The 12,852-nt window shown below is 44.2% G+C and carries 11 protein-coding genes; all 11 read right to left on the bottom strand.

Annotated features, from left to right (window positions below; genetic code table 11):
* Positions 1 to 93 precede the first annotated feature (93 nt).
* The 11 genes from AC5WJX_RS11840 to AC5WJX_RS11790 all read right to left on the bottom strand — a co-directional run bounded on the left by AC5WJX_RS11840 (position 94) and on the right by AC5WJX_RS11790 (position 12,807).
* On the bottom strand, positions 94 to 1,242 hold the full coding sequence (locus AC5WJX_RS11840; protein ID WP_494484685.1) for a FecR family protein: 1,149 nt from the start codon (positions 1,240 to 1,242) through the stop codon (positions 94 to 96).
* 92 nt (positions 1,243 to 1,334) lie between these two features.
* A complete protein-coding gene (locus tag AC5WJX_RS11835; protein ID WP_494484684.1) occupies positions 1,335 to 1,916 on the bottom strand; it encodes an RNA polymerase sigma factor in 582 nt (193 codons plus the stop codon).
* Positions 1,917 to 1,996: 80 nt separating this feature from the next.
* Positions 1,997 to 2,221: a hypothetical protein gene (locus AC5WJX_RS11830; protein ID WP_494484683.1), complete on the bottom strand. Its 225-nt coding sequence runs from the start codon at positions 2,219 to 2,221 to the stop codon at positions 1,997 to 1,999.
* 50 nt (positions 2,222 to 2,271) lie between these two features.
* Positions 2,272 to 3,231 carry a nitrilase family protein gene (locus AC5WJX_RS11825; protein ID WP_494484682.1) on the bottom strand — a complete coding sequence of 320 codons (960 nt, stop codon included), beginning with the start codon at positions 3,229 to 3,231 and terminating at the stop codon, positions 2,272 to 2,274.
* A 29-nt stretch (positions 3,232 to 3,260) separates the two neighbouring features.
* Positions 3,261 to 3,434 (bottom strand): DUF6496 domain-containing protein, encoded by a 174-nt coding sequence (locus tag AC5WJX_RS11820; RefSeq protein ID WP_440429679.1) that lies wholly within the window; start codon positions 3,432 to 3,434, stop codon positions 3,261 to 3,263.
* Between the two features lie 42 nt (positions 3,435 to 3,476).
* A complete protein-coding gene (locus AC5WJX_RS11815) occupies positions 3,477 to 4,763 on the bottom strand; it encodes an erythromycin esterase family protein (RefSeq protein WP_494484681.1) in 1,287 nt (428 codons plus the stop codon).
* Positions 4,764 to 4,854: 91 nt separating this feature from the next.
* Entirely contained in the window at positions 4,855 to 7,089 is a 2,235-nt protein-coding gene (locus AC5WJX_RS11810; protein ID WP_494484680.1) for a PAS domain-containing protein, read from the bottom strand.
* A 114-nt stretch (positions 7,090 to 7,203) separates the two neighbouring features.
* Positions 7,204 to 8,394 carry a winged helix-turn-helix domain-containing protein gene (locus AC5WJX_RS11805; RefSeq protein ID WP_494484679.1) on the bottom strand — a complete coding sequence of 397 codons (1,191 nt, stop codon included), beginning with the start codon at positions 8,392 to 8,394 and terminating at the stop codon, positions 7,204 to 7,206.
* Between the two features lie 40 nt (positions 8,395 to 8,434).
* Entirely contained in the window at positions 8,435 to 8,962 is a 528-nt protein-coding gene (locus AC5WJX_RS11800) for a DUF6933 domain-containing protein (protein WP_494484678.1), read from the bottom strand.
* Positions 8,963 to 9,051: 89 nt separating this feature from the next.
* Positions 9,052 to 10,218 carry a BamA/TamA family outer membrane protein gene (locus tag AC5WJX_RS11795; RefSeq protein ID WP_494484677.1) on the bottom strand — a complete coding sequence of 389 codons (1,167 nt, stop codon included), beginning with the start codon at positions 10,216 to 10,218 and terminating at the stop codon, positions 9,052 to 9,054.
* A gap of 24 nt (positions 10,219 to 10,242) precedes the next feature.
* A complete protein-coding gene (locus AC5WJX_RS11790; protein WP_494484676.1) occupies positions 10,243 to 12,807 on the bottom strand; it encodes a metallophosphoesterase in 2,565 nt (854 codons plus the stop codon).
* Positions 12,808 to 12,852 lie beyond the last annotated feature (45 nt).

Below are 12,852 nucleotides of genomic sequence, written 5' to 3'. Positions count from 1 at the left end.
ATTCGGCCGGGATATGTGAAGGTATCCCGGTTTTTTCTTGTGATGACTAGTGTAGCAGTTTAATCATGTTCTGAGGTTTAAAAGGTTAATAATCTATTGTTTTCTTGCAGAAACAGTCATCTGATTTCCTTCGATCTTGAACTGGAGGTTGTTAAGTTCTAGAATCCGGCATACCTCAGAAAGCTTACTATTTCGGGGGATCTCACCGACAAATTTTTCCTTCGGGAGAGGGCCATCATAAATGATCTTAATGTCGTACCAGCGACTGACCTCCCTCATGATCATCTCCAGATCCTCATTCTCAAAAGAGAATACACCATTCTTCCAGGCAATGGCATTACCCGCATCCACCCCGGAGGTCATCAAAATAGTTCCACTGTTCGCATTTGTCTGCGCCTGCTCACCCGGCTTAAGGACCTTTTTACCGGCAGCGCTCGAAATCCTTACTGAACCTTCAAGCAAAGTGGTGGTTGTCGCCGCTTCGTCCACATAGGCGTTTACATTGAAGTGTGTGCCTAAAACCTCCACCGTTTGATTTGGAGTTACAACTTTGAATGCTGCGCTTGCATTCTTGACAACCTCGAAATAGGCTTCTCCTGTTAACATGACCTTGCGCTCATGCAAGTCAAATGATGTGGGATAGGTTAGTGAAGATGCCGCATTCAGCCAAACCTTCGTACCGTCGGCCAGTATAAGCTGATACTGTCCACCTTTAGGCGTAGCAATTGTGTTTTGCAGTTGAGCTGCGGCGGTTCGAGTACTTGCGGAATTACCGCTATAAATGATCGTACCATCAGCCGAATTCAGGATCTTTGTTCCAGCTTCATCTGCGATTTTCCCGGTAGCAGTACCATCAAGGGTTATGACATCGCCGTTAGCAAGTGTGAGGGTAGCTTTCTGACCTCCGGGTGCCCGGTCTTGAACCAGAAACTGCCGCTTCGCGGTATCATGCTTATAAAGGGTAAAATATAAACCTGCAGTCAGGGAGAGCAAAATTACCGCCGCTGCAGCATACCGGCGCAAGGCAATGTTCAGCACCTTGCTCCGGCCGCCGAGACGAGTATCTATCTTCGCCTTTACACTTGCTTTCAGTTCAGCTTCCCCTTGCTGAATTGCATCAGGCGCGTTAACCTCATATAAGTTGTAATAGGCTTCTAAGTACGCAATCTCTTCCTTGGTAGCTCGGCCAGCATTGTATTTGGCCAGAATTTCTAAGAATAGTTGCTCATTTAATGGTTCCATCGGGCAGCATTTACATATATGAGTCGAGATAAACAGAATCCGCCCACGCGCTGCAAAAAAAAAATCAAAAAGAATGTAAAGAATGGGACTTACTACCTGCCAGAGATTATAAAGTAGAACAAAATCGAAATTGCTACAGCACTTTTTAATCTAAATAATGCTTTCCCGAGTTGGTTTCTCACTGTTTTCGGGGAGATATCTAGCTTATCAGCAATTTCAGCTGGGCTTAACTCCTGTTCATAGCGCATTCTGAAGATAATTTGCTGTTGTGGAGATAAAGCGCTAACGAGTTGTTCAAAGGCAACAACAAACTCCTGGTAAAGTAAAACCGCGTCCGCATTACCGGTGCTACCGTCCCATTGATCAAAAAGTTCAGGCAGGGGCTCATATCTTTGTTCACGTTCCAAAAACTTGAAAACGTTATTGCGCACCAGTGTAAATAAATATGCAGGTAAATTCTCGATTGGAGCGATGGATTTCCTTGTCCAAAGCTGGACAAACACTTCCTGAGTAATATCGGCTGCCTGATCAGCATTTTTTAGCCGTTTAAACGCAGCATTATAGACCAATTTAAAGTGACGGTCGTACAATTCATCAAATGCCAGACGATTTTGTGCGGCAACTTGCAATACAAGTGCTGAATCCTCCAATAATTTAACGTTTTCCTCGTACATGTTTGACCTTTAAGGTAAACATATAAAAATTCCGGGATTCTTTTGGGAAATAATGCAACTTGTAAGCAGTATACTTAGATCTAATACTGGGATCTATCTGTAAATGCCCGGTGCCTTCTTGCCCCTTTCAAGAGATAAATAATTAAAAAGGCCACCATTGGAGTAGTAAGCATAGCGAGTAGTAGCGTTCCGAAGTAGCCTAAAATTGTGTCTTTACCATAATTGGCGACAGCAACAAAAAGAGCAATCACCAAAAGGCCGATTACAATTTCTGCTGTACCAATTGCTTGAAGGAGCGTTATCATATTCTACAGGTTATTGAGTTAAAACAATATACGAATTCTCTTTTTCAAATTTAACGTTCAGCGTCCGAATGAAGCCAAACAACCTTCTGTTCAGCGAGATGATCTGCGCCAATAACACCTGCATAGAGCTCGGGTCTTCTGGCATTCTTATAGCGATACCCACCGGATTGCGTTACTTTTTCTCGGGTGATCAATGCAGTTACCACCTCATCCCCAAGGCTTCTGCACTCTGCAATGACGTCTCCAAACGGGTCGAGGATCATGGAGCAGCCGTTTTTAAGCTGATCATCATCCATGCCGATCGGATTGGAGAATATGGCATATAATCCGTTATCGTAAGCACGTGCCGGCAACCACTTCATCAACCAGGCCCGCCCTTTCAGGCCATCGAACTCCAGCCGCAATGATGTCGGATTTTTTTCACGATTGTACCAAAGCGTTGGATCCACAAAGCCAGCACCTGGTCTGGTCGACGGCGTACACATGGTAACATGAGGCATAAAAATGATGTCTGCTCCAAGTAAACTGGTCGCGCGTACATTTTCAATAATGTTGTTGTCGTAGCAGATCAAAATGCCACATTTCCAACCAAAAAGATCAAACACCACATACTCATTTCCAGGCGTGATGTGTGGATTGATAAATGGATGTAACTTTCGGTATTTAGCGATTAGCCCATTTTCACCAACGCATACATAAGCTTTGAAGATCCCGCCTTTGGCATCTTTCTCGAACAGGCCGGCAAGGATCACCATCTGATGAGTGCTCGCAATCTGAGTCAATCGGTTAATAGATGGGCCCTCGGGAATGAACTCCGCCACATCTAGGAGCTCTGCTTTTGAAAGATTGCGGGCGAAAGTGTATCCAGTGATGGAGCATTCATGAAAAGCGACAACCTTTGCACCCTGTGCTTTCGCCACTGCTGTCAGCGCCTCTATCCTATTTAAATTAAATACCTTGTCGCCACTGCTATTTTCAAATTGTGCGGTCGCAATTCGCAAGTCTTCCATCAATACAGATTTAAATCAATTTATTCCTTTTACTTTTTCTTAGGCACTTTAGCGCCTTCTTTCTTTGCCTCTGAAAGCCCGATAGCTACGGCCTGCTTCTGAGAAGTAACTTTCTTTCCAGCACCGGTCTTTAACTTTCCCGCTTTCATCTCATGCATGGCTTCCTCTACTTTTTCGCCTGCTTTTTTAGAATACTTTGCCATAATTTAACATTTATTTTTGTCTCAAGAACATTTAAGCTTTTCTTAAAATTCAAATGGATAGGTTTCCGGCAGCAGCGCCGGATCAGGGTGGAGCTTCAAAGGATGAACAGCACGTGTATGATCAAGATAAATAAATGCATCATATCTGGAGCTAAGCACCGTTGGCACATAATTGCCATATCGCTCATGATGTGGGTTGTACACCACACCTATTGCTCTATGGGGTAGCACCGAAGCAAAGGCCTTGCGGTTATGATCATCAAAAACGATCAGCTTATTCTCAGCAGATGAAGCGTGCAACATTTCCTCAATACTGCCGCTCCGTGCTGCCGGAACAGGCATAACCTCCATTTCCGCAGCCCAGTGATCAGCAGCAATAACCGTCCCCTGATAGGAACCGAATCCAACAAGAACAACTTCCTCTTCACCAAGTTGTTCACGTGCAAGCTGGCCAACGTTAATCATTCCGGCTTTCCGCATATCTGTAAACCTCGCATCTCCAATATGGGTATTATGTTCCCAAACAATTGCTTTGGTACCAGGACCATGAAATTCAAGTACTCGGTTTAGGGTTTCCATCATATGGCTATCACGCAAGTTCCAGGTGTCATCATTGAACCCGCTCATATTGCTATAATATTCCTCTGCATTGAGGGCTACATAAGCATTCTGACTCGTGTTCAATGCTGCTTCCGGATCATGATCAAAGCCTGGAGCTTTCTTTCTGATCTCTGCCAGCAATCGAATCAATGGCTCCCGACAGCCATCATTAAGGGTAAACTGCGCTCTTGCATACTTTCGCTCATCACGGCCATATGGCTGAAAACATTCAATCGCCTGCCTTGCTGTACGGGCAGCCAATGGATCATGTTCCTCCAGATAGTTAACCATCACATCCATGGACTCCCAAAGGCTATATACATCCAGGCCATAGAATCCTACTTTGCGGGAAGCGGTATTCAGGTTGTGTTTCTTAAGCCAGCTGACCAAAGCTGCAATCTCCCAATTTCCCCACATCCAGGTCGGCCATCTGGTAAATGCGCTTAGCACTTCATGTGCTGCCGCATCCTGCTGTTCATAACCCTTAATATAGCGGTTAACCCGATAACAGTCCGGCCAATCACCCTCTACGGCAATAAAGTTAAAGCCCTTTTCCGCAATCAACCTTTTCGTAATCGCAGTACGCCAGGTATAATATTCATGTGTACCGTGTGATGCTTCTCCTAGCAGCACACAGGTTGCGTCACCAATACGGTCCATCAAAGGACCCAGATCAGCAGTTGTCTTTAGTTTATGTATTCCCTGGCTTACCATGTTTTTCCTCGACATCTTTTACAACAAACAACCCTGCTATTCAGATGGTTTAACAAAAAAGAACGGGAAATTTTATTAATTTGGAAGTCGTTTTTGATGGCGAGGGCTAAGAGACAGGATCCTGTAAAGAATCATGGCTTTTATTGATAATAACCCTGATTGTCTCGTCCAGTTGTGCTGCTGATCGATCTAAGTAGGCGATGATCGCATCCCGCGTATTCTCGTCCGTCGTGGGATCCTTCAATAATTCCATCAAGCCTAAAATGCTGGTGAGCGGACCTCGAACCAGATGGGCCTGGGTCCAGGCGATTTCTTTAAGACGCTTGTTATGTGCTTCAATAGTCTTTGTGTAGGTAACCCGTTCGCTAATGTCCTGCAATGCACCAATCATGCGGAGCACGTGACCTTCTTGGTCAAAGATCAAGAAGCCCCGGTCCAGCACATACTTGTAACGGCCGTTTGCACACCTGAACCGGTATTCACTTGTCCAACGCGGAAGCTTGTGCTCCACGTGGTGGTTAACTACGCCCGTTACCCGCTCAACGTCTTCCGGATGTACGCGATCATACCACCATTGAAAGTTCACCTCCAGCTCTTGATGTCCAAATACGGCTTGCATCCCGTGGTTCCATAAAACATGCCCCGTGATGATGTTAAAATCCCAGATCACGTCACTCGTTGCCTTCGACACCGCATTGAATCGCTCCAGGTGCTCCTTAATCTTTAAGTCCTGTTCAACCCGATCGGTTACCACGCGGGCATTACAAACAATACCCTGGATAGCACTGTCGTTCCTCAGATCGGAAATTATCGTTTCCATCCACTGTGTTCTACCTTGCTGATCAACAATCCGGTATGGTGGCAACTTAATGCAGGTTTTATCGCTGAGATTCTGAAGTTGTGTGGCAAGTGTTTCCCGATCAGCATCATGAATAGCATCGAAGGCGTTTTGTCCAATAAGTTGTTCTGGCTTGATGCCCAACAGTCGCTCCACTGGTGGACTTACGTATTTATAAGTTCCATCAGCATCAAGAATGGCGATAAAGTCTGAACTCTCCTGGATTAAGGTTTTAAAACGGCGTTCACTCTCTTTAAGCGCTTCTTCAGATTTAATTTTCTCTGTAACGTCAATAGCTACAGCAATTCTCGCCGCCCGGGAGCCATATCTGATCGATTTCCCCTTAACATACACGAAAATGACCTCCCCGGATTTCTTCTGGTGGCGAACGGTCGAAACATGTTCCAAGCCGGGCTTTAATTCATTTTCGATGATCTGAAGAAATCCATCACGGTCTTCTGTGGGACGAATGTCTCTGGGCGACATGCTTAGAAATTCCTCCTTTGAATATCCATAATGACCTACTGCGGCCTCGTTTACATCCAGAAACATCAACGACTCCAGATCAAATACCCACATTGGGAATGGATTCAAATGGAATAGATCACTGAAAGTATCTTTGAGCGATTGCAGTTCTGCTTCCGCAAGTTTTCGCGCGGAAACATCCCGCAACACACCAATCATGCGCTTGGCAAGGCCTTTTTCATTTCTAAGAATATAGCCGTTTGCTTCTACATCCGCATAGCTGCCGTCCATTCTTCGTAGTCGATATTCTCCGGTCCAACTGTGCCTGCTGTGATCGTTAAGCGCTGCATTTAAACTGCGCACCAATCTGGTATTATCTTCCGGATGAAGCAGCTCCATCCATTTTTCAATCGGGAATTGTTCATCGGTAGAATATCCATAAAGGTTTAAAAAAGCCTGCCCCCACTCGATATTGTTGCAGGTGATATTCCAATCGTAAATGGCGTCGTTAGTCGCCATATTAACGTATGTAAACCGCTCATTGCTAAGCTGAAGAGCTCCTTCCATAAAGTCCCGCGCTTCCAATTCATGTAACAGGCGTTCATTATTATCTTCCAATTGGCGCTCCGCTTGCACCAAGGTGGTTACATCAGTAGAACTCTGAACGATATACTGCACGCTTCCATCCTGATCCATTAATGGATAGGTTTCAATGTTCCAGTAACGCACCTCCTGATCAGAACCAATCGCCGCAGGTAAATCATAACGGTGTCTCGTCACAAGATGAGGTGTTTTCTGCTGAAAAGCGTGGTCAAAGGCTTCCGTAATATTTACAGTCCTACTTCCATCATCATCGGCGTTGGCCGGAAACACATCGAAAAAAGGGCGCCCAATGATGTATTCCCAATTCGAATAAGTCGCTTTTATAAAAGCAGGATTGGCTATAGCGATGGTGTATGTCGGTGCGTTGGCTTCCAGAATTACACAGGGGGTTGGGATACAATTGTAGATCAGTTCAATCTCTTTCAAGTTGACCATAGGTGGGATGCGGTAATAGAATAACTAGTATTAGGAGATAATTTCACACTAATTTATGCAAATATTTTCCACCGGGGCAACAAACTGAAATATTCTTCCGTTCTAAGCGCTAGTTCAGGAGAATTCATTACTAATGAAATTCAGGTATTCATCATTGTTCGAATTAATAAAACGAATATCGATGCATTGGTTGAAGAGGACAAAGGCCTTCAGCGCCATAGTCAATTTCAGCAGGTGATCTGGAAGAATGTTTAGCGGTTCGAAGTGCAGATTATGTATGATCAGCACTTTGTTCTTCCGATCTGCCTTGGCATCCATTCTTGCAACAAAGGTATCTCCGGCGAGTATCGGCAAAGAGAAATAGCCGTATTTACGTTTAGAAGCCGGCACAAAACATTCGAGCTGGTAGTCGAAATCAAAAAAGTCTTTAAGGCGGTACCGGAAAACATTAAGAATATCGAAGGGTGAAAGAATGAAGACTTCAGCCGTGATTTCAGGCTGTGCCGGCTGATTTGCCAGCATGTACAGCCGATCTTTTAAACCCTCCACCTGCACCAGCTTTACTGCTCCGCTTTGGACCATATTGTCCAGCTCCTGCTTTACCAGATTTCCTTTAACGCGTCGTGCACGCCAGGCCAGCTCTTTTGCATAAGCCACACCCAAAGCGCCCAGGCTTCGATGAATGATATATTGCGCGTATTCCTCCGCACTGGGTAAACGCTGATCAATTTCTTCAGGTACGAAGTTCAGCGGGAGATCGTAAACTTTCTGAAAGCTTTTGTTCCGCCGGATCATCAATTTACCATCAAGATATAACCTTTCCAAAGCCACCTTCGCGGGGCGCCAGTCCCACCATCCTGAACTAGCTTCCAATCGGTCATCTTCAAAATCTCCGATTCTGACTGGTCCATCCCGCTCTACCTGGTCAAGAATCTGATTCATTAAATCTACCTCCATTTTTGTGAGCACCCCACGTTGTGTTGAAAAGGCTTGTTTTACAGGCAAGGTATAGCGGAAATCGCTCATCGGCATGAAGCCTGCATCGGATGCGAAATATTCAAACACGCGACCTTCTTCGCAGAGTTCGTCTAACCAGCTTGTTTGATAATCCGGTATCCGGCTCGCAAACACATGATGATGCGCGCGCTCCACTACAAGATTGGTGTCCAGCTGCACAAAACCAAGTTGCTCAATGACGCGGTAGACGGCCTCCTTGCCCATGCCGAATTGCGCCGCTCTGGCAAGACCGGCAGCATCAAGAATTATCCTTCGGGCTTGTGCTTTAGTCAGAAAAGGAATATCCATTAAACAAGATCATGTATCGTGGAAAGATGATATAAGTGCTTCAGAGATGAGACATTAGATTTTTCATTTCCTTGGTGGAAGTGGTAAAATCAGAAAGTCTTTTGCTCTTTCCAATGTGTATCGGTATTCTGTTCATTCGACTCGATAACTCCGTCATTGGCATTTGCTCTAAAGTTCTGAATTCTGCTTTCCAAATTTCCAATTCATATATGCGCTGGTTCTGAAACCCTTTGGTGACATGATCATTGTCCGTAGGCAGAAAGTCCAGGGCACCAATAAGCGCATCAACCTTTTTGAAATCGGCAATAATTCCATCATAAATTAGTTGATTGATGAAAGTACTTTTAAACCTTTCTTCAAGATTCTTAAAGTCCGATGATTTGATGTCTGCCAGGATCACACTGTATTTGGTAAAGCCATTCGTAAACAATAAACATTTTTTCCGTTCTACATAAAAGAGCGTAGCATTCCATTTACCTAGAAAACCGGTTTCAGCATCAGTGTCGGAGGTGATGAGCTTTTCGACGAATTTCTGCAGTTTTTTCGTTGTATAGATTCTTGTTCGCATAGGTTCTGGACGACTTAGCAAAAAATTATTCTTTAATTTCTATTCGTAAAAATAATCATTTTGATCATTGCCCGGACGGGCAATCCACCCTAAAAGCGAAAACCCATAGAAAAATATGGATACCACTCGCCTTCAGCATGTCCTGCTACCGCCTGCAGCACCATCATTTGGGCTGGTGCATAATAGATTCCGCCGCCGGCGCCTTGATGAATATCTTTACTGTTATAACCTTTTGCCCAGGTTTTACCTAAATCATAAAAGCCAATCAAGCCAAGTTGTCCGGGTAAGATATAGCTGCCAATCTGAGCCATCCTGATACGACATTCCAGATTATTAAAAAACAAATGTTCTCCGGCAAATCGATACTTCCGGAAACCCAGCAAATTGCCTTGTCCGCCTAAGAACAGCGATTGGTAAAAAGTTGTCTTACCTATGGTCAAACCACCGCCTGTTCGGTTCGCCAGTACTACAGCGTCATTTGCAAAGCTTTTTAAGAACCGGAATTCAGCGCTTAGCTGAACAAAGGATTTCGAATAATCATTTAATCCCGTGTATGCTTTTAGCTGAATATTGAAGTACCCTCCACTCGTCGGCAGTATTGGATGATCACGATTGTCGAAGACAAATTCTGAGGCAAGCCCCGTAAAGAGTTTGTTATTGTTAATCGTTAAACTATCGTAGGTGTTTAATTCACTACTATTCTCTATGAATCTACCGATATTCTTAGCTGGATTATAGCTGTAATACTGCAAAGCCGGGCTGATCTTAAAAGAACTTAATGGCATGGTCCATTGCAGGGCCGGTTTAAATTCAAATAAATTAAACCGTGCTCTATAATAGCTGATCTGACGGTTTTCTTTGTCATAGCTGGAATTATTTCCAAGGCCGAAGAAGTTCTGGGTATTGTTCGGCGCAAGTACATCCGCATCAATCATGAAATCAGCACGTCCCAGGGCTTCCCTCCAACGCCCCTCGTAATTGATTTTGAACGAGCCAGTTGCAACAGCGCCTGAAACCATCAGCTGCTGTGTATGTGTATAAGGCGTCTTTCGAAATCCTCTTTGATGGATGTATTTAAAGCCGGCACCCAAGATCAAACCATCATCAGCATCATATCCAATGGTCATCAAGGGTCGGGTCACGTTGTACAGATTTACCGGAACAAAAGTCGATATCACACTGTCGGAAGAAACATAGCTTTTCAGGTTATCAGTTTCTCCTGTTATGGAGGGCTTTCCATAATTATAAAGTTTCAATTTGGTTTTCGATGCTACTACATTTTAAGTCTTTTGTCCGGCACCGCCAATAATTTTCAGCCTAATGTCCGAACTACGACTATTTAGGTTAACGCTGTCTTGTCCACCGGATAAATACACCCGTACTTCTTTTGTAAATACCGGATTATAAGACCGATCCATAAGCACTTTCGCCGCCTCGCCTTGCTTACTGATCTTTGAAACTTTTAGCCTTAACATATTTCCTGGAGCATCTTCTATCAGCACCAACTCATTTTTATCGCTTAAACGAACGTCAACGATGGCGTTAATGAACCTGAAATACTGCTCCATTTCTGAAGGGATCGCATCACGACGTGCTTTTAGATCCTGTAGTATTGCTTTATGGCGAATTTCATAAGAAGATCTTGGCAGGCTCTTTACACTTGCCTCCAACACCTCATCGGTTATGCTGCTGACAAATTCATTGGAGACTTCGTTCCATTCTTCCAAACTAAATTGCATCTCTGGGCGTGCATTGAGATAAGCAGACTTGAACAGCGCGTATTTAGAGCTGTTTATTTTGGGTCCAAACCCCTGAATGGTTGGCACTGCCCATGAACGGGAAACAAAATAAGGTATTATCCCTTGCATCACACGTAATGCCTGATCCCGGTCGCGAGGAACCACCAGGTAATCTTTGTTCTTTTCGCCGCTTGTGTTTACCCATCGATATTGATCAACATGCCTGTCCCAGTCTCCAACGAGAAGATCAAGCATTCTCGACCGCAAAAAAGCCTTGCCATCAAAGGTATTGTCATTATCATTATAAATCTTACTAAGCATTTTTAAGGTGTTATCGGAATCACCCAAAGGCGCTCTTTCTTCTAAAAGTGCAAGTGTATTCGACATGATTAAATTATGCACGCCTAAAGCGGTATCCGGAGCAACCACACCAATGATGGGATTGCTATGAGGTACCTTAACAGCATCCGCAAGCGCTGGGATCATCAACGCAGAATAGGGATGCTGTGCACTCACCGCATCATCTAAAAAGTCTTTAGCGAAAGTGTAATGAAGTGTACTAGGTAATAGGGCCTCTGCCCGCTTGTTCACACTGCGCAATACCCATTCACGTCCTTTAGGATCTTCCAAACGCAAAGAGACGGTCTGCATGCCACCTCCACGCTTCACTGGCTTTAGTCCGCCTGCAATTTCGGAAATACGGATCACCGGAACTGTTGTAGGGGCAGCCCACTCCTGTCTGTAATTTTCCCCAAACAGCTTCCTATAAAAGCTACCAACGGCATTGTACTTCGCGTTTGCTTTTACAACGACACTATCATTATCCAGGAGCGTTTGTTCAGGCCAAAAAACATCCTCTTTTTGGTAAGGCTTGTGATAAACAAAGTCAGCCTTTATACCCTGGTTTTCGTAGGTATAATAGGTAACTTTTGTGCTTTTATCCAACATCAGGTCCACTGTTACGAAGCCCTGAATAGAATTTTTGTATAGAACATCTTTGTTTTTCCTGAGGTAGGAACTTTTTGAGCCAGCGCCGCTTACGATTTGATATTGATCTTTGTTTTTAATGAACTGCAAACCATGCTCGTGTCCAGCTACGTAAATGAGATTTGGAAATCCCTCAAAAACCTCAGTCACCCGCCGCTTCAGCCGCTTATATTTTGGGTGTGGCATGTCCTCCGCGTTTAAGAATGCAGTGGATCTCAGCAAGGGGTATAAACTCCCGATAACTGGCAAGGGAATATACAGGTTCTTTTTTAGGGCTGTAAACGGAAAGAGATGATCTTTCAATGCGTAATTTCCGCCATGAACGCCGTAAGACTGAAACGGATGGTGGGAAGCGAGCAAGATGGTTTTATTTCGATTCTTGTAGAGCAATTCTTCCAGTTTCTCGATAACCTCTTCTTCAGAATTACATTCGCAGTTTGCATTCAGGTCCCTTTTGGAATGTGGGAAGAGCCACCATTCACTATCATAGGCGATGATGACGATATTGTCCGAAATGGGAACTTCAACCGGATCAGGACAACCATTTGCCGGAATCAGCTTCAGGAGTGAATCTTGCTGTGCGGCTAGAAATTTGCCCTGAGCTTGGATTTTGGCAAGCCCATCCTTTCCCATTTTATCCCAATCGTGATTTCCAGGAATGAAATAGATCGGAACCCGCTTCTCGAGCATTGGCTGAAACTGAGAACGTAAGATTTCCGCTGTTTCATTTTCCTCTTTAGTACCAGGCAGGCCCATCCCTCGCGGATAAACATTATCTCCAAGGAACATTACCACCGTTTTACCTTCCAAGGTCAGATTAGAAGCTAAGGGAATAACGGTTTCCTGCCTATAGTTTATCTCCCCGGCATCACCAATAAAGATAACCCGGTTCACTACGCTATCTTGAGCAAAGGTCAACGCAGAGAGAAATAAAAGAAAGAGAAATGTAAGTGCTTTAAACATTTCAATTAAGCTCGAAGTTGCACATTTCAATCTCGGGACAATCAATTTATTACTGATTTTCCAGGCCATTACAAGATAGGCATTTTCTAAGCCTTCAAAGCTATAGATCAATGGAATTTGTGAACAATCGGCAATCAAAATTTTTCCCGCTATCACACGGTTTTAAACTAAAACATATTGCTTTTCAGACTTTATGTTGCT

The sequence above is a fragment of the Pedobacter sp. NEAU-ZC8 genome, from assembly GCF_059278965.1.
Note: the sequence above shows the minus strand (reverse complement) of the source record. Positions and strands in the feature narration are given on the sequence as shown.